This is a genomic window from Pseudomonas sp. fls2-241-R2A-110 (assembly GCF_030209165.1).
Lineage (GTDB): Bacteria > Pseudomonadota > Gammaproteobacteria > Pseudomonadales > Pseudomonadaceae > Aquipseudomonas.
In genome coordinates this window covers 133,595-155,372 of sequence record NZ_JARVSN010000009.1, presented here as the reverse complement: position 1 = coordinate 155,372, position 21,778 = coordinate 133,595, and the positions used below count along the sequence as shown (strand labels likewise).

Annotated in this window: 20 protein-coding genes; 12 read left to right on the top strand and 8 right to left on the bottom strand. The window is 61.0% G+C overall.

Features of this window, described 5'->3' with window-relative positions; all coding sequences use genetic code 11:
- Positions 1-106 precede the first annotated feature (106 nt).
- The 3 genes from hydA (at position 107) to preA (ending at position 4,343) form a co-directional block, all read left to right on the top strand.
- The gene (hydA, locus tag QRN31_RS07950; RefSeq protein WP_285431260.1) at positions 107-1,546 is read left to right on the top strand and encodes a dihydropyrimidinase; all 1,440 of its coding nucleotides are present in this window, start codon (positions 107-109) and stop codon (positions 1,544-1,546) included.
- Between the two features lie 154 nt (positions 1,547-1,700).
- Positions 1,701-3,068: an NAD(P)-dependent oxidoreductase gene (locus tag QRN31_RS07945; RefSeq protein ID WP_285431257.1), complete on the top strand. Its 1,368-nt coding sequence runs from the start codon at positions 1,701-1,703 to the stop codon at positions 3,066-3,068.
- Entirely contained in the window at positions 3,069-4,343 is a 1,275-nt protein-coding gene (gene preA, locus QRN31_RS07940) for an NAD-dependent dihydropyrimidine dehydrogenase subunit PreA (protein WP_285431256.1), read from the top strand.
- Between the two features lie 115 nt (positions 4,344-4,458).
- Here the strand turns inward: preA and QRN31_RS07935 are convergent, their stop codons facing one another.
- Entirely contained in the window at positions 4,459-5,079 is a 621-nt protein-coding gene (locus QRN31_RS07935; protein ID WP_222587119.1) for a TetR/AcrR family transcriptional regulator, read from the bottom strand.
- 139 nt (positions 5,080-5,218) lie between these two features.
- Here QRN31_RS07935 and copC point away from each other — a divergent pair, with 139 nt between their 5' ends.
- From copC to QRN31_RS07890, 9 genes are all read left to right on the top strand, one after another.
- On the top strand, positions 5,219-5,584 hold the full coding sequence (copC, locus tag QRN31_RS07930; RefSeq protein ID WP_285431254.1) for a copper homeostasis periplasmic binding protein CopC: 366 nt from the start codon (positions 5,219-5,221) through the stop codon (positions 5,582-5,584).
- Between the two features lie 3 nt (positions 5,585-5,587).
- Positions 5,588-6,445 (top strand): copper homeostasis membrane protein CopD, encoded by an 858-nt coding sequence (copD, locus tag QRN31_RS07925; RefSeq protein ID WP_285431253.1) that lies wholly within the window; start codon positions 5,588-5,590, stop codon positions 6,443-6,445.
- Between the two features lie 151 nt (positions 6,446-6,596).
- Positions 6,597-7,898, top strand: a complete 1,302-nt coding sequence (locus QRN31_RS07920) for an OprD family porin (protein WP_285431251.1) — start codon at positions 6,597-6,599, stop codon at positions 7,896-7,898.
- A 253-nt stretch (positions 7,899-8,151) separates the two neighbouring features.
- The gene (locus QRN31_RS07915; protein WP_285431250.1) at positions 8,152-8,970 is read left to right on the top strand and encodes an NAD-dependent epimerase/dehydratase family protein; all 819 of its coding nucleotides are present in this window, start codon (positions 8,152-8,154) and stop codon (positions 8,968-8,970) included.
- A gap of 45 nt (positions 8,971-9,015) precedes the next feature.
- Positions 9,016-9,909: an SMP-30/gluconolactonase/LRE family protein gene (locus QRN31_RS07910; protein WP_285431248.1), complete on the top strand. Its 894-nt coding sequence runs from the start codon at positions 9,016-9,018 to the stop codon at positions 9,907-9,909.
- Between the two features lie 64 nt (positions 9,910-9,973).
- Positions 9,974-10,945 carry a TRAP transporter substrate-binding protein gene (locus tag QRN31_RS07905; protein WP_285431247.1) on the top strand — a complete coding sequence of 324 codons (972 nt, stop codon included), beginning with the start codon at positions 9,974-9,976 and terminating at the stop codon, positions 10,943-10,945.
- Between the two features lie 78 nt (positions 10,946-11,023).
- Entirely contained in the window at positions 11,024-11,551 is a 528-nt protein-coding gene (locus tag QRN31_RS07900; RefSeq protein WP_285431245.1) for a TRAP transporter small permease, read from the top strand.
- The gene (locus tag QRN31_RS07895) at positions 11,552-12,832 is read left to right on the top strand and encodes a TRAP transporter large permease (RefSeq protein WP_090184782.1); all 1,281 of its coding nucleotides are present in this window, start codon (positions 11,552-11,554) and stop codon (positions 12,830-12,832) included. It abuts the gene before it with no gap.
- A gap of 76 nt (positions 12,833-12,908) precedes the next feature.
- Positions 12,909-13,793, top strand: coding sequence for an aldose 1-epimerase (locus tag QRN31_RS07890; RefSeq protein WP_285431243.1), 885 nt, complete (start codon positions 12,909-12,911; stop codon positions 13,791-13,793).
- Here QRN31_RS07890 and QRN31_RS07885 read toward each other — a convergent pair.
- The 7 genes from QRN31_RS07885 to exaC all read right to left on the bottom strand — a co-directional run bounded on the left by QRN31_RS07885 (position 13,778) and on the right by exaC (position 21,725).
- A complete protein-coding gene (locus tag QRN31_RS07885) occupies positions 13,778-15,505 on the bottom strand; it encodes a PAS domain-containing hybrid sensor histidine kinase/response regulator (RefSeq protein ID WP_285431241.1) in 1,728 nt (575 codons plus the stop codon). The genes QRN31_RS07890 and QRN31_RS07885 overlap by 16 nt on opposite strands.
- The gene (gene ercA, locus QRN31_RS07880; protein ID WP_222587129.1) at positions 15,489-16,652 is read right to left on the bottom strand and encodes an alcohol dehydrogenase-like regulatory protein ErcA; all 1,164 of its coding nucleotides are present in this window, start codon (positions 16,650-16,652) and stop codon (positions 15,489-15,491) included. Before ercA ends, QRN31_RS07885 begins: the two co-directional genes overlap by 17 nt.
- 235 nt (positions 16,653-16,887) lie before the next feature.
- Positions 16,888-18,021, bottom strand: a complete 1,134-nt coding sequence (pqqE, locus tag QRN31_RS07875) for a pyrroloquinoline quinone biosynthesis protein PqqE (protein ID WP_285431239.1) — start codon at positions 18,019-18,021, stop codon at positions 16,888-16,890.
- Positions 18,018-18,770, bottom strand: a complete 753-nt coding sequence (gene pqqC, locus QRN31_RS07870) for a pyrroloquinoline-quinone synthase PqqC (protein ID WP_285431237.1) — start codon at positions 18,768-18,770, stop codon at positions 18,018-18,020. The genes pqqE and pqqC overlap by 4 nt, the downstream gene beginning before the upstream one ends.
- A gap of 135 nt (positions 18,771-18,905) precedes the next feature.
- The gene (gene pqqB / locus QRN31_RS07865) at positions 18,906-19,820 is read right to left on the bottom strand and encodes a pyrroloquinoline quinone biosynthesis protein PqqB (RefSeq protein WP_285431236.1); all 915 of its coding nucleotides are present in this window, start codon (positions 19,818-19,820) and stop codon (positions 18,906-18,908) included.
- A 53-nt stretch (positions 19,821-19,873) separates the two neighbouring features.
- The gene (gene pqqA / locus QRN31_RS07860; RefSeq protein ID WP_081499480.1) at positions 19,874-19,945 is read right to left on the bottom strand and encodes a pyrroloquinoline quinone precursor peptide PqqA; all 72 of its coding nucleotides are present in this window, start codon (positions 19,943-19,945) and stop codon (positions 19,874-19,876) included.
- A 259-nt stretch (positions 19,946-20,204) separates the two neighbouring features.
- Positions 20,205-21,725 (bottom strand): acetaldehyde dehydrogenase ExaC, encoded by a 1,521-nt coding sequence (gene exaC, locus QRN31_RS07855; protein ID WP_285431235.1) that lies wholly within the window; start codon positions 21,723-21,725, stop codon positions 20,205-20,207.
- Positions 21,726-21,778 lie beyond the last annotated feature (53 nt).

Sequence of the window (21,778 nt, the reverse complement as noted above, 5' to 3'; positions counted from 1 at the left end):
AGCTTCTATTCCTGACAGTGCTGACAGGAATACACCTGTTTGCGTTGGCTTCATATAAAACAGTTAGAACCGGCATCAGTCGGTCATTGCCTGCGAGGAACTCGGAATGTCTCTGTTGATCCGTGGCGCCACCGTTATTACCCATGATGAAAGTTATCGCGCCGACGTCTATTGCGCCGACGGCGTAATCAAAGCCATTGGCGAGAATCTTGATGTTCCGGCGGGTGCTGAAGTGCTCGACGGCAGCGGCCAATACCTGATGCCCGGAGGCATCGATCCGCACACACACATGCAATTGCCCTTCATGGGCACGGTGGCCAGCGAAGACTTCTTCAGCGGCACGGCGGCGGGACTGGCCGGCGGCACCACCTCAATCATCGATTTCGTGATTCCCAATCCGCAGCAATCCTTGATGGAAGCGTTTCACCAGTGGCGCGGCTGGGCCGAGAAGTCGGCGTCGGATTATGGTTTCCACGTCGCGATCACCTGGTGGAGCGAACAGGTTCGCGAGGAAATGGCCGAGCTGGTGAGCCAGCACGGGGTCAACAGCTTCAAGCATTTCATGGCCTACAAGAACGCGATCATGGCGGCCGATGACACGCTGGTGGCGAGCTTCGAGCGCTGCCTGGAACTGGGCGCCGTCCCCACCGTGCACGCGGAAAACGGCGAACTGGTGTATCACCTGCAACGCAAGTTGATGGCCCAAGGCATCACCGGACCGGAAGCGCATCCATTGTCGCGACCGTCGCAGGTGGAAGGCGAAGCAGCGAGCCGGGCGATCCGCATCGCCGAAACCCTGGGTACGCCGCTGTACCTGGTACATGTGTCGACCAAGGAAGCCCTCGACGAAATCACTTACGCCCGCAGCAAGGGCCAACAAGTCTATGGCGAAGTCCTGGCCGGGCACCTGCTGCTGGACGACAGCGTCTATCAACACCCGGACTGGCAGACCGCCGCCGGTTACGTGATGAGCCCGCCCTTCCGTCCTCGCGGCCACCAGGAAGCGCTTTGGCATGGGCTGCAATCAGGCAACCTGCACACCACCGCCACCGACCATTGCTGTTTCTGCGCCGAGCAAAAAGCCGCCGGTCGCGATGACTTCAGCAAGATCCCCAATGGCACCGCCGGTATCGAAGACCGCATGGCCGTGCTCTGGGATGAAGGGGTGAATACCGGGCGTTTGTCGATGCAACATTTCGTTGCGCTGACCTCCACCAACACCGCAAAGATCTTCAACCTCTACCCTCGAAAAGGCGCGATTCGCGTCGGCGCCGATGCCGACCTGGTCCTGTGGGACCCGCAAGGTACGCGGACCATCTCGGCCAAGACGCACCACCAACAGGTCGACTTCAACATCTTTGAAGGCAAGACCGTGCGCGGCGTGCCGAGCCATACCGTGAGCCAGGGCCGAGTGGTGTGGGCCGACGGTGATCTGCGCGCCGAGCGCGGGGCCGGACGGTATGTCGAACGGCCAGCGTATCCGGCGGTGTTTGATTTGCTGAGCAAGCGGGCTGAGATGACCAGGCCTGTTGCCGTGAAACGCTGACCCCCGATCGTTCCCACGCTCTGCGTGGGAATGCAGCCGGGACGCTCTGCGTCCCAGAGGGGAACGCGGAGCGTCCCTTGAGGCATTCCCACGCAGAGCGTGGGAACGATCAGCCCACCAGAGGCAGTACCTCAATAACCGTGAGGCCAACACCGTGATCAAGACCCTGAACCACCTCCCGCATCCCCATGAGAATGCGGCCGCCCTCGCCGGCCATTTCACCGACCTGGCGCCACCCTTGAACGCTCGTCAGGCGCACCTGGAAGCCTCGCGCTGCCTGTATTGCTACGACGCACCGTGCGTGAACGCCTGCCCGAGCGAGATCGATATTCCGTCGTTCATTCGCAACATTCATCAGGAAAACGTTCAAGGTGCCGCGCACAAAATCCTTTCGGCGAACATTCTCGGAGGCAGTTGCGCCCGGGTGTGCCCGACCGAAGTTCTTTGCCAGCAAGCCTGCGTGCGTAACAACGAACAAGAGTGCGCTCCGGTGTTGATCGGCCTGTTGCAGCGGTACGCCGTCGACAACGCACACTTCGCCGAACACCCGTTCCAGCGCGCCGCCGCTACAGGCAAACGTATCGCGGTGGTCGGCGCGGGTCCGGCGGGTTTGTCCTGCGCTCATCGCAGTGCGATGCACGGCCATGACGTGGTGATTTTCGAAGCGCGGGAAAAGGCTGGCGGCCTCAACGAGTACGGGATCGCCAAATACAAACTGGTGGACGATTACGCGCAGAAGGAACTTGAGTTCCTGATGCAGATTGGCGGGATCGAAATCCGTCACGGCCAAAAACTTGGCGAGAACCTGACCTTGAGCGAACTGCATCAGCAATACGACGCGGTGTTCCTTGGCCTCGGTCTGGCCGCCAGCAAACAATTGGGTCTGCCCCACGAGGATGCACCCGGCCTGCTCGCCGCCACCGATTACATCCGCGAACTGCGCCAGTGCGATGACCTGACGCAACTGCCGTTGGCCGACCGCTGCATCGTACTCGGCGCCGGCAACACGGCCATCGACATGGCCGTGCAAATGGCTCGCCTCGGCGCTCGCGACGTCAATCTGGTGTACCGCCGTGGCGTTGAAGACATGGGCGCCACTGGCCACGAACAGGACATCGCCAAGGCCAATCAGGTGCGTTTGCTGACCTGGGCCCAGCCTGAAGAAGTGCTGCTCGATGCCCACGGCCACGTGCGCGGCATGCGCTTCGCCCGCACGCATTCCATCGAAGGCCGCCTGCAAACGACCGGCGAAACTTTCGAACTGGCCGCTGACGCGATCTTCAAAGCCATCGGCCAGGCCTTTGACGCCAGCGCCCTCGCCGACCCGCTGGCCCGCGAACTCAAACGTCAGGGCGAGCGGATTCAGGTGGATGAAAACCTTCGCACGAGCATTCCTGGTGTGTATGCCGGGGGTGACTGCACCAGCCTCGATCAGGACCTCACCGTGCAAGCCGTGCAGCACGGAAAACGGGCCGCCGAGGCCATCAACGCGCAACTGATGCTCAACGTGGAGGCTGCGTAAATGGCCGATCTCTCGATTGTCTTCGCCGGCATCAAAGCCCCCAATCCGTTCTGGCTGGCGTCCGCGCCGCCGACCGACAAGGCCTACAACGTGGTTCGCGCTTTCGAGGCGGGCTGGGGCGGCGTGGTCTGGAAAACCCTGGGTGAAGACCCGGCGGCGGTCAACGTGTCGTCACGCTACTCCGCCCATTTCGGCGCCAACCGTGAAGTGATGGGCTTCAACAACATCGAGCTGATCACCGACCGTTCGCTGGAGATCAACCTGCGGGAAATCACCCAGGTCAAAAAAGACTGGCCGGACCGCGCACTGATCGTTTCGCTGATGGTGCCCTGCGTCGAAGAATCCTGGAAATTCATCCTGCCGCTGGTGGAAGCCACCGGTGCCGACGGCATCGAGCTGAACTTCGGTTGCCCGCACGGCATGCCGGAGCGCGGCATGGGCGCGGCGGTCGGCCAGGTGCCCGAATACGTCGAGCAGGTCACCCGCTGGTGCAAGACCTATTGCTCGCTGCCGGTGATCGTCAAGCTCACGCCGAACATCACCGACATCCGCGTCGCGGCCCGTGCAGCCCATCGAGGCGGTGCTGATGCGGTGTCGCTGATCAATACCATCAACTCCATCACCAGCGTCAATCTGGAGCGCATGGTTGCCAATCCAGCCGTGGGCAGCCAAAGCACGCACGGAGGTTATTGCGGCTCGGCGGTGAAGCCGATTGCCTTGAACATGGTTGCCGAAATCGCCCGCGACCCACAGACCCAAGGCCTGCCCATCTCCGGCATCGGCGGCATTGGCAGCTGGCGTGATGCAGCAGAGTTCATCGCCTTGGGCAGTGGCTCGGTGCAAGTGTGCACGGCGGCGATGCTGCATGGCTTTCGCATTGTCGAAGAGATGAAGGACGGCTTGTCACGCTGGATGGACAGTCAGGGCTACGCCAGCATCGCGGATTTTTCCGGGCGCGCGGTGGGCAACACCACGGACTGGAAATACCTGGACATCAACTATCAAGTCATCGCCAGGATTGATCAGCAGGCGTGCATTGGTTGCGGGCGCTGCCACATCGCTTGCGAAGACACTTCACACCAGGCGATTGCCAGCTTGAAACAGGCGGACGGGACGCATAAGTACGAAGTGATCGATGACGAGTGCGTGGGCTGCAACCTGTGCCAGATCACCTGCCCGGTGGAGGATTGCATCGAGATGGTGCCGATAGACAACGGCAAGCCGTTTCTGGACTGGAATCATGATCCGAGGAATCCGTACCACGTCGCTCCCTGACCGATCGTTCCCACGCTCTGCGTGGGAATGCAGCCCGGGACGCTCCGCGTCCCAAGAGCGGACGCAGAGCGTCCATTGAGGCATTCCCACGCAGAGCGTGGGAACGATCGGGGTCTCAAGGCTCCAGTCCGATCCCGCGCAATATCACACTCGTCACCGTCTGCACCGCCCGTTCGAACTGCATGTCCGACAGCGGCTGATGGTCGTTGAGAATATTCACTTGATGATCAAAGTCGGCGTAATGCTGGGTCGAGGCCCAGATCATGTACAGCAGGCTTGAAGGTTCCACCGCCAGGATGCGTTTGTCGTCGACCCACTGGCGGATCTTCGCTTCCTTCATCTTGGCCCAGTCATACAGGCTCACATCCAGCTTCTCGCCCAGGGTCGGCGCACCATGGATGATCTCGTTGGCCCAGACTTTGGAGCCATAAGGCCGGCTGCGGGAGTGGTTCATCTTGGCGCGGATGTAGCTGCTGAGCACCACGCGCGGATCGTCGAACATCTCGAAGCACAGCGCGTCCTGCTTCCACACGTCCAGCAAACCCAGCAACACGGCGCTGTACAACTCACTCTTGGTACTGAAGTAGTAATGCAGGTTGGAGCGAGGCAGTTGCACTTCGGCGGCAATGTCGGCCATGGCGGTGCCAGCGAAACCTTTTTCGGCGAAAACCTTTTCGGCGCCCAACAGAATCTTCTCGACATTACTGCGACGAATTTCGATCTTGTGATTGCCCATGAGGGCTCCCTGACAACAGCGTTGCCCAAGACTAGCATCCGCTCTACCCCGCGGCGACAAGCGAAAACGAAACTTCGTATACCCGCCAGCTCACGGGTAAACTGGCCGCCACTTTGACCCTGCCTCAGAGGTATTCACGATGCTGTTCAAGAAAGCCCTGACCACCGCCGCCCTCCTCGGCTCGCTGCTGGCCGCTTCGTCGGTATGGGCCCATGCCCATCTGAAGGACCAGACCCCGGCGGCGAACAGCACCGTGAGCGCGCCCTCGGAGCTGCGCCTGGTGTTTTCCGAAGGGGTCGAAGCGACCTTCACCAAGGTCACGATCAGCAAGGACGGTGCCGATGTGCCGGTCAAAAGCCTGGCCACTGAAGGCAGTGACAAGAAAACCCTGATCGTCACCCCGGCGGCCCCTTTGGCGCCAGGCGCCTACAAAGTCGAATGGCACGCAGTGTCGGTCGACACCCACAAAAGCGAAGGCGCGTACAGCTTCAAGGTCGGCCAGTAATTCATGACGAGCGCGATGGTGCTGTGCCGCTTTTTGCATTTCACCGTGGTGCTGATGCTGTTCGGGGCCTGGGTGTTCAAACCGCTGCTTTTAGGGCGTAGCAACGCATTCGGTCAACCACTGTTGCGAGTGACCCGCCTGCTCGCGGCAGTGGCCCTGCTCAGTGGCGTCGGCTGGTTGCTGCTGATCACCGCGAGCATGGCCGGGGCGTGGGACGCGGCATTCGATCCGTCGACCCTGCGGCTGGTGCTGGGCAGCACGTTTTTCGGTCAGGTGTGGCGCTGGCATTTGCTGCTCAATGCCTTGCTGGTGGCGCTGCTATTGACGCCCTGGCGCTCCTGCGCGCCGCTGCGCCTGGGGCTCGCAAGTCTGCTGCTGGCAACCCTGGCCCCAGTCGGCCACGGCGCCATGCTCGATGGCCTCCAGGGTCATTTGCTGATCCTCAACCAACTCGTTCACCTGACCTGTGTCGGCATCTGGCTCGGCGGGTTGATGCTGTTGGTGATGATCCTGCGGCAACCGACGGGCCTTGCGATCAATCCGATTTTGCGCCGCTTCAGCGGTTTCGGTTACGGGTTGGTGGCAGGATTGCTGATCACCGGGCTGATCAACGTGCGGGTCCTTACCGGGCAGTTTTGGCCGACGCCGTTGCTGTCAGGGTTCGCTCTGATCCTGCTGATCAAGGTGATGCTGGTGACCATCATGCTGGGGTTGGCGTTGTTCAATCGGCTGCGGGTCAAGGATTGCGAGCAACACCTGGCAACGCTGAGATTGAGCGTGATCATCGAATGGTTGCTGGGCATGGGCGCAGTGGCCGCCGTATCCCTCCTGGGCACCATGCCCCCGATGATCGCCAGCTGAACACAATCCCACAGGATTTTGTCCATCTCCCGGCAAGTCATCGTATAACTTCTGATTGACATTCCCTGAATCCCTCGCAAATAATCGCCCCAATGTTGTACGACGACGTATGACAAACAATAAAAACAACAAGAAACAAGGGAGCGTCACAGTGAGCAAGCTCGTCCGCAATTCCTCCGTCTGCACCCCTCGCCTCACCTTCATCCGCCGTCATACGCTGAGCCTGATCGGTTGCAGCAGCCTGGCCGCCCTTGCGCTGCCCATGACCAGCCACGGCGAAGGTTTTGCCGATGACGCCAAGGCCACGCTCAACCTGCGCAACGCCTACTTCAATCGCAACTACATCAACCCGGCCTATCCGCAGGGCAAGGCTGAAGAGTGGACGCAAAACTTCATCCTCGACGCCAGGTCCGGGTACACCCAGGGCACTGTAGGTTTCGGCATGGACGTGCTGGGCCTGTACTCGCAAAAACTCGACGGTGGTAAAGGCACCGGTGGTACCCAGCTGCTGCCGATCGGTAGCGACGGGCGCCCTGCCGATAACTTCGGCCGTCTGGGCGTGGCGCTCAAAAGCAAAATCTCGAAAACCGAATTGAAGGTCGGCGAATGGATGCCGGTGTTGCCGATCCTGCGCTCTGACGACGGCCGTTCGCTGCCACAGACATTCCGTGGCGGTCAGGTGACGTCCACCGAAATCAGCGGCCTGACGCTCTACGGCGGCCAGTTCCGCCAGAACAGCCCGCGCAACGATGCGAGCATGGAAGACATGTTCATGAACGGCAAATCGGCGGCCATCACCTCGGACCGTTTCAACTTCGGCGGCGGTGAATACGCGTTCAACGACAAGCACACCCAGGTCGGCGTCTGGTACGCAGAGCTCAGCGACATTTATCAGCAGCAGTATTTCAACCTGAGCCACAGCCAACCGCTGGGCGACTGGACCCTGGGCGCCAACCTCGGCTACTTCATCGGCAAGGAAGATGGCAGCGCGCTGGCCGGCGACCTCGACAACAAAACCGCCTTCGCCCTGCTCTCGGCCAAATACGGCGGAAACACCTTCTATGTCGGCCTGCAAAAGCTGACGGGCGACACGGTCTGGATGCGCGTCAACGGCACCAGCGGCGGCACACTGGCCAACGACAGCTACAACTCCAGCTATGACAACGCCCGGGAAAAATCCTGGCAGGTGCGCCACGACTACAACTTCGTCGCCCTCGGCATTCCCGGCCTGACCTTGATGAACCGCTACATCAGCGGCGATAACGTGCACACCGGGGCCATCACCGATGGCAAGGAATGGGGCCGCGAAACGGAACTGGCCTACACCGTGCAAAGCGGCGCGCTGAAAAACCTCAACGTCAAATGGCGCAACGCAACCATCCGCAAAAACTTCAGCACCAACGAGTTCGACGAAAACCGCGTCTTCATCAGCTATCCGATTTCCTTGTTGTAACGGTTTACCCCAACCAATGCGGGAGCAAGCCTGATTGCGAAAACGGTGTGCCAGACAATCTTAGGTCGTCTGACATTCCCTCTTCGCGAGCAAGCTCGCTCCCACAAGGTTGGTGTGTTTCGAGGATCGGCGCTTAACCGATGACCCTCCGTCATTTTCAACCAAAGTCGCGTTGACAAGACTTGGAAAGCCTAACGATACTTTGGCAAAGTCATACGACAACCTACAACAATAACTGCGCGCAGGGACTTCCATGACCGCCACGCCTACTCCCCCTTTCAATCGCCTGCTGCTGACTGGTGCCGCCGGTGGCCTCGGTAAAGTCTTGCGCGAAACGCTGCGCCCCTGTGCCAACGTCATTCGCCTGTCGGACATCGTCGACATGGCACCGGCCCTCGATGACCGTGAAGAAGTCATCATCTGCGATCTCTCGGACAAGCAAGCCGTGCATCAACTGGTCGAAGGCGTGGACGCGATCCTGCACTTTGGTGGCGTGTCGACGGAGCGTTCGTTCGAAGAGATCCTCGGCGCCAACATTTGCGGCGTGTTCCACATCTACGAAGCCGCACGCCGCCACGGCGTGAAGCGAGTGATTTTCGCCAGTTCCAACCATGTGATCGGCTTCTACAAACAGGGCGAAATCATCGACGCCCACTCCCCTCGCCGCCCCGACAGCTACTACGGCTTGTCCAAGTCCTACGGCGAAGACATGGCCAGTTTCTACTTTGATCGCTACGGCATCGAGACCGTCAGCATCCGCATTGGCTCTTCGTTCCCGGAACCGCAAAACCGCCGGATGATGAGCACCTGGCTGAGCTTCGGCGACCTGACCCACTTGCTCGAATGTGCGCTGTACGCACCGAACGTTGGTCACACCGTGGTCTATGGCGCCTCCGACAACAACGACGTCTGGTGGGACAACCGCTATGCCGCCGGCCTGGGTTACCAGCCTCAGGACAGCTCCGAAGTGTTCCGCGAAAAAGTCGAGGCCCAGCCGATGCCAGCCGCCGATGACCCGGCCCTGGTTTACCAGGGCGGCGCGTTTGTGGCGTCCGGCCCGTTCGGCGACTGAGTCATCGCCGCTCCCAACCGCAAAAACCCAAGGGAATGAGTTGCCATGCAAGCCGAATTGATTGTCGATGCCCGTAACGCCGTCGGTGAAAGCCCGGTCTGGGTCCCCGAGGAAAATGCCCTGTACTGGGTTGATATTCCTGCTGGCGGGCTGCAGCGCTGGAGCGCCGAAACCGGCCATGTTCACGCCTGGACCGCGCCGGAAATGCTTGCCTGTATCACCCGTCACAGCGACGGCGGCTGGGTGGCCGGTATGGAAAGCGGCTTCTTTCATTTGCACCCGCACAACGATGGCAGCCTCGACAGTGAACGGCTGGCGCACGTCGACCACGCTCGCACGGACATGCGCCTGAACGACGGACGCTGTGATCGTCAGGGCCGATTCTGGGCCGGCAGCATGGTGCTGAACATGGGCGCCAATGCCGCCGAGGGCACGCTGTACCGCTACAGCAATGGCCAGCGCGGCCCGCTCGCGCCGCAACTCTCTGGGTTCATCGTGCCCAACGGCCTGGGTTTCAGCCCCGACGGCCGCACGATGTACCTGTCCGATTCCCATCCCTTGGTCCAGCAGATCTGGGCCTTTGATTACGACATCGACAGTGGCACGCCATCGAACCGGCGGCTGTTCGTCGACATGAATCAGTTCCCCGGGCGCCCCGACGGCGCCGCGGTGGATGCCGAAGGCTGCTATTGGATTTGCGCCAACGACGCGGGACTGATTCACCGTTTCACCCCGGATGGCCGACTGGACCGTTCCCTCGCCGTACCCGTGAAAAAACCTACCATGTGCGCCTTCGGTGGCAGTCGACTGGACACGCTGTTCGTGACCTCGATCCGCCCCGGCGACGACCAGGATCAACACTCATTGGCCGGTGGGGTGTTCGCCCTCAATCCCGGCGTCAAAGGTTTACCGGAACCGTTTTTCAACGCTTTACCTTGACCGCTTGTGCTGCACCGCTGCGCCTTGAATACAAAAAAAATAACAATACTGGAGACACCCCCCCATGGACTTCAAACGCACCTTGCTCGCCGCTGCACTCCCCCTGGCCTTCTCCCTCAGCAGTGCCGTCCAGGCACTGGAAATCAAATTCGCCGATATCCACCCCGCCGGTTACCCGACCGTCGTGGCCGAAGAACAACTGGGCAAAACCCTGGTCGCCGACAGCAACGGCAAGCTGACCTTCAAGATGTTCGCCGGCGGTGTGCTCGGCTCGGAAAAGGAAGTGATTGAACAGGCGCAGGTCGGCGCCATTCAAATGGCCCGGGTCAGCCTCGGCATCGTCGGGCCGGTAGTGCCGGACGTGAACGTGTTCAACATGCCGTTCGTGTTTCGCGATCAGGCACACATGCGCAAAGTCATCGACGGCGAAGTCGGCGACGAGATCCTCGACAAGATCACCCAATCCGAATTCAACCTGGTCGCCCTGGCCTGGATGGACGGCGGCACGCGCAACATCTACACCAAAAAACCGGTGCGCAAACTCGAAGACCTCAAGGGCATGAAGATCCGCGTACAAGGCAACCCGATGTTCATCGAGACCATCAACGCCATGGGCGGCAACGGCATTGCGATGGACACCGGCGAAATCTTCAGCGCCTTGCAGACCGGGGTGATCGACGGCGCGGAAAACAATCCGCCGACGCTGCTCGAACACAACCACTACCAGAACGCCAAGTTCTACAGCCTGACCGGGCATTTGATCCTGCCCGAGCCGATCGTGATGTCGAAAATCACCTGGGACAAACTCACCCCCGAGCAGCAGGTGCTGGTGAAGAAAACCGCCAAAGCCGCACAGGCCCAGGAACGCATCCTGTGGGATGCCAAATCGGCCAGCAGTGAGGAAAAACTCAAGGCGGCCGGTGTCGAGTTCATCACCGTCGACAAGAAACCTTTCTATGAGGCCACCGCCTCGATCCGCGAGAAGTACGGCGCGCCTTACGCCGACTTGATCAAGCGCATCGAAGCCGTTCAGTAACCCTCCCTGCACTCATGAAAGGCCCGGCGCCGCCGACGTTGGTGTACGTCTGCGCGCGCCCGGTTACGGTGGAACCCGATGAAGAATCTGCTGCTGCGCATCAATGACACGCTTTACATGACCTGTATCTGGGTCGCCGGACTCTCCGTCCTGGCCATTGCATTAATCATCCCCTGGGGCGTCTTCGCCCGTTACGTACTCGGCACCGGCTCAAGCTGGCCGGAGCCCACCGCGATTTTGCTGATGATGCTGTTCACCTTCATCGGCGCCGCCGCCAGTTACCGCGCCGGGGCACACATGGCGGTGGCGATGCTCACCGACCGCATGGCCCCGCCAATGCGCAAGGCGTTAAGCGTTTTTTCCCAACTGTTGATGGCGACCATTTGCCTGTTCATGGCGATCTGGGGCACCAAGCTGTGCCTGTCCACCTGGAACCAGTTCATGAGCGCCATGCCGACGTTGCGCGTCGGCATCACGTACATGCCGATCCCGATTGGCGGCGTGCTGACGCTGGTGTTTGTGCTGGAAAAACTCCTGCTCGGTGACCAGAGCAACCGTCGGGTCGTGCGTTTCGACCTGGTTGAAGAAAGCGAAGGGGCTGCCTGAATGGACGCGTTGATTCTGTTGGGCAGTTTTATTGCGTTGATCCTGATCGGCATGCCGGTCGCCTATGCACTGGGGCTTTCCGCCCTGATCGGTGCCTGGTGGATCGACATCCCGTTCCAGGCACTGATGATTCAAGTCGCCGGTGGCGTGAACAAATTTTCCCTGTTGGCGATTCCGTTCTTCGTCCTGGCGGGCGCGATCATGGCCGAGGGCGGCATGTCCCGTCGGCTGGTGGCGTTCGCCGGGGTACTGGTCGGGTTTGTCCGTGGCGGCTTGTCGCTGGTCAACATCATGGCCTCGACCTTTTTCGGCGCGATCTCCGGCTCCTCGGTGGCAGACACCGCGTCAGTCGGCTCGGTGCTGATTCCGGAAATGGAACGTCGCGGCTATCCAAGGGAATTCGCCACCGCCGTGACCGTCAGTGGTTCGGTACAAGCCCTGTTGACCCCGCCGAGCCACAACTCGGTGCTCTACTCGCTGGCCGCCGGCGGCACGGTATCGATCGCCTCGCTGTTCATGGCCGGCGTGGTGCCGGGCCTGTTGATGAGCGCGTGCCTGATGGTGCTGTGCCTGATCTTCGCGAAAAAGCGCAACTACCCCAAGGGCGAAGTCATTCCCCTGCGCGAAGCCCTGAAGATCTGCGGCGAAGCGATGTGGGGCCTGATGGCGATGGTCATCATCCTCGGCGGCATTTTGTCGGGGATCTTCACCGCCACTGAATCGGCGGCGATTGCGGTGCTGTGGTCGTTCTTCGTGACCATGTTCATCTACCGCGACTACAAGTGGAGCGAGCTGCCGAAACTGATGCACCGCACCGTGCGAACCATCTCGATCGTGATGATCTTGATCGGCTTCGCGGCGAGCTTCGGCTACATCATGACCCTGATGCAGATCCCATCGAAAATCACCACGATGTTCCTGACCCTGTCGGACAACCGTTACGTGATCCTGATGTGCATCAACGTCATGCTGCTGTTGCTCGGCACCGTAATGGACATGGCGCCGCTGATCCTGATCCTGACGCCGATCCTGATGCCGGTGATTCTCGGCATCGGCGTGGACCCGGTGCAGTTCGGCATGATCATGCTGGTGAACCTGGGGATTGGTTTGATTACGCCGCCGGTGGGCGCGGTGCTGTTCGTGGGGTCGGCGGTGGGTAAAGTCAGCATCGAAAAAACCGTGAAGGCGCTGCTGCCGTTCTACGGCGTGCTGTTTCTGGTGCTGCTGGCCGTGACCTACATTCCGGCACTGTCGCTGTGGTTGCCGCATCTGGTGTTGTGATAAAGGTGCCCCTCGGTAAAACGAGGGGCACACACCTGCCGTATCCGCCGTGTCCTTCCATCAGAGCTCAACCGATATGACGCCAGACCTTCTCGAACTCGAAGACGAATTCACCCGCCTCACCCTCGCCCCTGAACTCGGCGGCAGCCTCGTCAACTGGACGATTCGCAGCACCGGGCAGCCGTTGTTACGGCACAACGACAACCAGGCGCTGAACACCGGCCTGCCGGGGAAGCTCGGTTGCTACCCTTTGGTGCCGTGGTCGAACCGCATCGCACACGGGGGTTTCGACTGCCCTGATGGCTGGCTTGCCCTGACACCCAACAGCCTCACCGATCCGCTGCCGATTCACGGCAGCGCCTGGCAACAACCGTGGCAGGTGGTCTCGCAGACGCAGAACGAAGTGGTGCTGCAACTCGACAGCTCGACGCCATTCGCTTATCGCGCCCGGCAACGGTTTCACTTGAGCGAGGGCCGATTGAGCATCGATCTGCAAGTCACTCACCTGGCTGAACACGCAGCGTGGCATGGGCTCGGGCTACATCCCTACTTTCCGCGCACCGCGAACACCCGGCTAAAGGCCAAGGCTGAGCAAGTCTGGTTATGCGATGAGGCGAGACTGCCGACAGCGCGGGTCGAACGGCCCGCCGAGTGGGACTTCGATCAACTCAATGCCCTGCCGGCCACGCTGGTCGACAACGGTTTCTGCGCATGGGACGGCCATTGCCTGATCCAGCAACCCGACTTGGGTTACGAACTGGATTGCCAGGCCAGCGGCAGCGACACCTACCTGCTCTACTGCCCGCCGGGCCTTGGTTTTTTCTGCATCGAACCGGTGAGCCACCCGGTCAACGCACACCACCTGCCCGGACGGCCAGGCTTGCGTCTGCTGGAAAAAGGCCAATCCGGCGAACTCGGATTCAGCCTGCACTATCGGCCGCTCGACTACCCGAGCATCTGACTCAGCACCGCGCGCAACTTGCCGGGTTTCACCGGTTTGTTCAGCAGCGGCGCATCGAGTCGTTGCAGCGCGCGCCGGCACTGGTCGGTGCGGTCGGCCGTGATGATCACCGCCGGAATCGACTCGCTGTAATGCTCACGCAAATGCCGCACCACGTCAGAGCCGACTACCCCGTGATCGAGGTGGTAATCCGCCAGAATCAACTCCGGCGCCCGTCCCTTCAAGGCGGCCAGCGCCGAGGATTCATCCGTCGCCGTGACCACCTCGCAGCCCCACTGCCCGAGCAATGCGCTCATGCTTTCAAGGATGCTCACTTCGTTGTCCAGCACCAGCAGGCGCCGGCCCGGCAACGGATTCCCCGCGCCAGGCTGCGGGGCCGCCAGACTGATCGGCAACGGAATCTCATGGGAAATCGGCACGTCGATGCTGAACATCGAACCGCGCCCCGGCCGCGAATGAACACCGATTTTATAACCCAGGATCTTGGCGATTCGTTCGACGATGGCCAGCCCCAATCCGACGCCTTTGCGGTCGGCGGCGCGGCCGACATCGAGTTGATTGAATTCCAGGAAGATCGAATCGAGCCGGTCCGCGGCGATCCCGCGCCCGGTGTCCCAGACTTCCAGGCGCAGCATGTCCCCGCGCCGTCTGGCACCCAGCAGAATGCTGCCCTCATCGGTATAACGGCAGGCATTGCTGAGGAAGTTGCGCAGGATGCGCGTCATCAGGCGCAAGTCGGTGTGAATGGCGTAATCGCCCATGTGCACCCGCAGGTTCAATCCGGCGGCCTCGGCCACTGACTGAAACTCCGAGACCAGCGGCGCGAGTAATTCGTCGAGGCGGTACAGCGCGACATCCGGTTTGACGGCCGCCTGGTCGAGCCGGGAAATGTCCAGCAAATCGGTGAGCAAATCCTCTGCCCCTTCCAGGGCCTGGTGCGTTCGCTCCACCAACACTTGCTCGACCTCCGGCAACTTGCGCTCGCGCAAGGTCGAGATCAGCAAGCGCGCAGCGTTGAGCGGTTGCAGCAGGTCATGACTGGCGGCGGCGAGGTATTTGTCCTTGCTGCGATTGGCGGCCTCGGCGGCGTCCCGGGCATCGCGCAAGGCTTCTGCGATCTGTTTACGCTGGGTGATCTGTTGTTGCAGGTTGCGGTTGGCTTCCAGCAATTCGTCGGTACGCGAAGTGACGCGCTGCTCCAGTTCGTCATTGAGTTGCTGCAGGCGTTGCTGGGCGAGTTTGCGTTCGGTGATATCGGCGACAAAACCTTCCACCAGCCCTTCTTGATCAGGCTTGAGCAGCAGGTTCATCAGCACGTCGAGGCTGCTGCCGTCCTTGCGTCGCAATTGGGTTTCATAGCCGTGCAGGCTGCCTTGGTGCCGAAGCATCTCGCCGATGTTTGCAAGCTCCTTGGCGCCGCCGACAAACAGGTTGCTCGCCAGGTCCGCCAGGGAAAACAGCACCTCTTGCGGGTCCTGATAACCGAGCATCCGCGCCAGCGCCGGGTTGGCGGCGCGCATGCCTTGCAGCAGGCTCGCCTGAAAGATGCCGTGCACGGCGTTTTCGAACAGCCACTTGTAGCGATTGCGCTCCGCTTCCAACTCGTCCAGCCGTGCTGCAAGCTCCGGGTAATGGCTCTTGCGCGCCGAGTGGCTGCCTAATCCCAATAACCCGGCGAGCGCCCGTTGCTGCTCGTCAGAGGGCTTCGCCATAGACGACCTCGACATCACGCTGACTGGATTGACGCGGGTTGGTGAGGATGCACGGGTCGTCCATGGCGTGTTGCGAAAGGAACGGAATGTCGGCGGTGCTGACCCCGTGCAAGCCCAGGGTTTCATGGAAACCGATGGCGTGCTTGAGCGCGATCAGGTGTTCGACCAGACGTCCGCAAATCTGCCGGTGATTGAGGCCACGGCAATCGATGCCAAACGTCTCGGCGATCACCTTGAAGCGATCCGGCGCCGAGCTGTAATTGAACGCCACCACGTGTTCGACCAATACCGCGTTGCATAAGCCATGCGGCAAATCGAGGAACCCGCCCAGGCTGTGGGACATGGCGTGCACCGCGCCGAGGATCGCGTTGGAGAACGCCAGCCCGGCCTGCATGCTGCCAAGCATGATTTTCTCGCGCAGGGCGATGTCCCCCGGGTTGGCGATCATCTGCACCAGATTGCCGTTGATCAGGCGCATCGCTTCCAGCGCATGCGGGTCGGTCAGCGGCCCGTGCCCCGTGGAAACGAAGGCTTCGATGGCATGCACCAAGGCGTCGATGCCAGTACAGGCCGACAGGAACGGGTCCATGCTCAGGGTGGTTTCCGGGTCGATCAGCGAAACGTCTGGCACCACGGCCTTGCTGACGATCGAGAATTTCATGCGCTCTTGCTGGTTGGAAATGATCACGAATTGCGAGACATCCGCCGAGGTGCCGGCGGTGGTCGGGATCAGGATCAGCGGCGGGCTGGGCACGCGGATGGTATCAACGCCCTCGAACTCAAGGATGCTGCGCCCGTGGGCGACGACGATGCCGATACCTTTGCCGCAATCCATCGGACTGCCGCCACCGACGGCGACGATCACGTCGCAGTGGTTTTCCTTGTACAGCTCGGCACCGAGCATGACTTCTTCGACCCTTGGGTTGGGGGATACGTCGCTATAAACAAAGTATTCAATGCCCTGGGCCTGCAGACTGGCTTCGACATCGGCGACCCAACCGGCGGCAATCACCCCGGGGTCGCTGACCACCAACACCTTGCGCGCACCAAAGGTCTTGGCGCAGTTGCCGACGTTGTGCCGGCAGCCGGCACCAAAAATGATTTCAGGCGAAACGAATTTACGCAGCTGGCTGAGACTCTGGCTCATTGGAAAGCCTGTTTTTATTGTTTTGGAAGGTAGAACCCACACTACCCCATCCCGACACGAATGCAATCAGACCAATGGGTAGAAATCGCCGTGGTATACCCAAGTTCTCCACCGCTGAAGATCCCTGTGGGAGCGAGCTTGCTCGCGATAGCGGACTGCCAGTCAAAAGATATGTTGTCTGACACTCAGCTATCGCGAGCAAGCTCGCTCCCACAAGGGATTCGTGTTTGGTGGTTTATCCGCGATAGATCAACCGCGAAGCCTTCTCGTTGCGCAACGTCAGGTGCTCCATCCCCTGCCCCGGCGCGTCGGCTTCATCGCGGGCCTTGAGGATGACGCCATGGTGCGCCGACTTGCTGCACACCGGGTCGGCATTTTCGGCATCGCCGGTCAGCATGAACGCCTGGCAACGGCAGCCGCCCAGGTCTTTATGTTTTTCATCGCAGGAGCGGCACGGCTCCTTCATCCAGTCATCGCCACGAAAGCGGTTGAAACCGAAGGACTCGGTCCAGATGTGCGAAATGCTGTGCTCGCGTACGTTGGGAAACTCTACCGGCAGCTGCCGCGCACTGTGGCACGGCAGCGCCGTGCCGTCCGGGGTGATGTCGAGAAACAGGTTGGCCCAGCCATTCATGCAGGTCTTGGGGCGTTCTTCATAGTAATCGGGCGTCACGAAGATCAGCTTGCAGGGATGGCCCTGGGCCTCAAGCCGATCGCGGTACTCGTTGGTGATGCGCTCGGCACGCTGCAATTGTTCGCGGGTCGGCAACAGGCCAACACGGTTGAGCTCGGCCCAGCCGTAGAACTGGCACGTGGCCAATTCAACGAAATCCGCCTCCAGCTCCAGGCACAGGTCGATGATCTGCGCGATCTGGTCGATGTTGTGCCGATGGGTGACGAAGTTCAGCACCATCGGATAGCCCTGGGCTTTCACCGCCCGGGCCATGGCCAGTTTTTGCGCGAAGGCTTTGCGCGAGCCGGCCAACATGTTGTTGACCTGCTCGTCGGCGGCCTGAAAGCTGATCTGGATGTGGTCCAGCCCGGCGACCTTGAAGTCACGGACCTTTTGTTCGGTCAGGCCGATGCCCGAGGTGATGAGGTTGGTGTAATAACCCATGTCCCGCGCGGCCTTGATCAGCTCGGCCAGGTCCTGGCGCACCAGCGGCTCGCCGCCGGAAAACCCCAACTGCGCGGCGCCCATCTCCCGGGCTTCGCGAAATACCCGAATCCACTCTTCGGTGCTTAATTCTTCACCCTGCTGGGCGAAGTCCAGTGGGTTGGAGCAATACGGGCATTGCAGCGGGCAGCGATAAGTCAGCTCCGCCAACAGCCAGAGCGGCGGACCGGGTGGCGTCACGATCGGGTTCACAGCGCGATCCCCCGGTGCCAGACGTTCTCGGTGGTGACGGTGTGATACGGCGGGCGTTCCAGCTCGTAGGCCATGCTCATCGCGTCGAGCATGCTCCACAGCACGTCAAGCTTGAACTGCAGAATCTCCAGCATGCGCTGCTGGCCTTCGACCGTGACGTAGTGCGCCAGGGTAATGCGCAAGCCATGCTCGACATCACGCCGCGCCTGACTCAGGCGTGTGCGGAAATAGTCATAGCCGGCCGGGTCGATCCAGGGGTAATGCGTGGGCCAGGCGTCGAGGCGGGACTGGTGAATGTGCGGCGCGAACAGTTCAGTGAGTGAACTGCTGGCGGCTTCCTGCCAGCAGGCGCGACGGGCGAAATTGACGTAGGCGTCCACGGCGAACCGCACACCAGGCAGCACCAATTCCTGAGAGAGGATTTGCTCGCGGTCCAAACCCACCGCTTCCCCCAGGCGCAGCCAGGCTTCGATGCCGCCTTCGCTGCCGGGCGCGCCGTCATGGTCGAGGATGCGTTGCAGCCATTCACGGCGCACGTCACGGTCGGGGCAATTGGCGAGGATCGCGGCATCCTTGAGCGGGATGTTCACTTGGTAATAGAAGCGATTGGCGACCCAGCCCTGAATCTGCGCGCGCGTGGCGCGGCCGGCGTACATGGCTTGGTGGAAGGGGTGATGGATGTGGTAATAGGCGCCTTTGGCGCGCAGGGCCTGTTCGAATTCGGCGGGGGTCATGGGGGTGTTAGTCATTGCGGTTCTCCGGGGAACAACCGGTGGATTCTGTGGTGTCTGGTCTGGCCTCATCGCGAGCAAGCTCGCTCCCACAGAACTTGCGGCGCACACAGAACCCTGTGGGAGTGAGCCTGCTCGCGATGGGGTCAGCCGCTACAGCTCAATACTCATGCCGTCGTAAGCCACTTCAATCCCCCGCCGCTCCAGCAACGCGCGCTCGGCCGAGTCTTCATCGAGGATCGGATTGGTGTTGTTGATGTGGATCAGCACCTTGCGCTGGCGTGGGAATTGCTCGAGCACTTCAAGCATCCCGCCAGGACCGCTTTGCGCCAGATGGCCCATTTCACTGCCCAGGCTCTGGCCGACTTCGTTCACGCGCATCTCGTCGTCGCGCCACAACGTGCCGTCCAGCAACAGGCAATCGGCACGTTGCATCCAGCTCAGTACTTCGTCATCAATCTGCCCAAGACCCGGGGCATAGAACACGCTGGCGCCATTGCGCCGGTCTTCGATAAATAAACCAATGGTGTCGCCCGGCTGCGGATTGCCGCGATTGGGCGAATACGGCGGTGCGTTGCTGACCAAGGGAATCGCACGAAATTGCAGGTGTGCACAGGCCGCGATGGTGAACGGTTCGCGATCCAGCCCGATGGGTTGCCACTGCAAGCCACCGTTCCAGTGCTTGAGCATGGGGAACAAGGGAAAGCCGCTGCTCAGGTCTTGATGCACCCGCTCGGTGCACCACACGTCATGCGGGCACCCTTCGCGCAGGCTCAACAGGCCGGTGCAATGGTCGATCTGACTGTCGATCAGCACCACCCCGGCAATCGCCGTATCGCGCAAGCGGCGCGCCGGTTGCAGGGGCGCGAAACTTTCAAGTTGCGCGCGAATGTCCGGTGAAGCGTTGCACAGCACCCACTCCACACCGTTGTCGCTCAGGGCAATCGAGGACTGCGTGCGCCGTTGCGCGCGCAGGCTGCCATTGCGCACACCGGCGCACTGACGACAGTTGCAGTTCCATTGCGGAAAACCGCCACCGGCGGCAGAACCGAGAACGCGGATGTGCATGGCTGACTCCAGAAAGCAGGCCCGGCCAACCCATTAGCTGGCCGGGTGATCAATCAACGGTTGGCGAAATACATCGTCACTTCGAAGCCAATGCGCAGATCGGTAAACGCGGGTTTATGCCACATGGGTCAATCCTCTTCTTGTGCCGGGCAATTCCGGTAAAGCCATTAATGCACGGGGCGCCAAGTGACCGAATGCTACTTTGGAACGAGGCGGCGGCGTGCGTTGGTAGGGGGTGTCGCTAGGCCTTAAACCACACACAAAACCAATGTGGGAGCGAGCCTGCTCGCGATGGCGGCCTGACAGTCAACGGAGAGGTTGAATGTACTGGCCCTATCGCGAGCAGGCTCGCTCCCACAGGTTTCGGTGGTGTTTTGGCGAGGGTTAGAAGAACCCCATCGGATTGATGTCGTAGCTCACCAGCAGGTTTTTGGTCTGCTGGTAATGGTCGAGCATCATCTTGTGGTTTTCACGGCCGACACCGGATTTCTTGTAGCCACCAAACGCGGCGTGGGCCGGGTACAGGTGGTAGCAGTTGGTCCAGACACGCCCGGCCTTGATCGCCCGACCCATGCGGTAGGCGCGGTTGATATCGCGGGTCCACAGGCCGGCACCGAGGCCGAACTCGCTGTCGTTGGCAATCGCCAGGGCTTCGGCTTCGTCCTTGAAGGTGGTGATCCCCACCACCGGGCCGAAGATTTCTTCCTGGAACACACGCATTTTGTTGTGGCCCTTGAGCAGCGTCGGCTGGATGTAATAGCCGCTGGACAAGTCGCCCTCAAGACGCTCGGCCGCGCCGCCGGTGAGCAGCTCGGCGCCCTCTTCCTGGGCAATTTTGAGGTACGAGAGGATTTTGTCGTATTGCTGCTCGGACGCCTGGGCGCCGACCATGGTTTCAGTGTCCAGCGGGTTGCCGCGCTTGATCTTGACGATCTTCTGCATCACCACTTTCATGAAGTCGTCATAGATCGACTCCTGCACCAGCGCCCGGGACGGACAGGTGCAGACTTCGCCCTGGTTGAAGAACGCCAGCACCAGACCTTCTGCGGCTTTCTCGATGAACTGCGGCTCGGCGTTCATGATGTCTTCGAAGAAGATGTTCGGCGACTTGCCGCCCAGCTCGACGGTGCTTGGAATGATGTTCTCGGCGGCGCAATGCATGATGTGCGCACCGACCGGGGTGGAACCGGTGAACGCAATCTTGGCGATGCGTTTGCTGGTGGCCAGGGCTTCACCGGCTTCGCGACCGAAGCCCTGGACGATGTTCAGCACGCCAGCCGGCAGCAAGTCGGCGATCAGCTCGGCGAAGACCATGATCGACAGCGGCGTCTGCTCGGCAGGCTTGAGCACCACACAGTTACCGGCGGCCAGGGCCGGGGCGAGTTTCCACGCGGCCATCAGCAGCGGGAAGTTCCACGGAATGATCTGCCCGACCACACCCAATGGCTCGTGGAAGTGGTAGGCCGTGGTCAGTTCGTTGATTTCAGCGGCGCCGCCTTCCTGGGCGCGGATGCAACCGGCGAAGTAACGGAAATGGTCGGCGGCCAGCGGCACGTCGGCGTTGAGGGTTTCGCGCACGGCCTTGCCGTTGTCCCAGGTTTCGGTGACGGCGAGGATTTCCAGGTTTTGTTCGATGCGGTCGGCGATTTTCAGCAGCACCAGCGAGCGGTCCTGCGCCGAGGTCTTGCCCCAGGTGTCCGCGGCAGCGTGGGCAGCGTCGAGGGCTTTGTCGATGTCAGCGGCGCTGGAGCGCGGGAATTCGGCGATCACTTCACCGGTGACCGGCGAGGTGTTGGTGAAATACTCGCCATTGACCGGGGCAACGAATTCGCCGCCGATGAAATTGCCGTAGCGCGGCTTGAAGGTCACGACGGCGCCAGGTGTTCCAGGTTGTGCGTAGATCATGGTGAGCCTCTGTCTGGGTCGATGCCTGTCGGCAAACAGGCGATGAACCGATA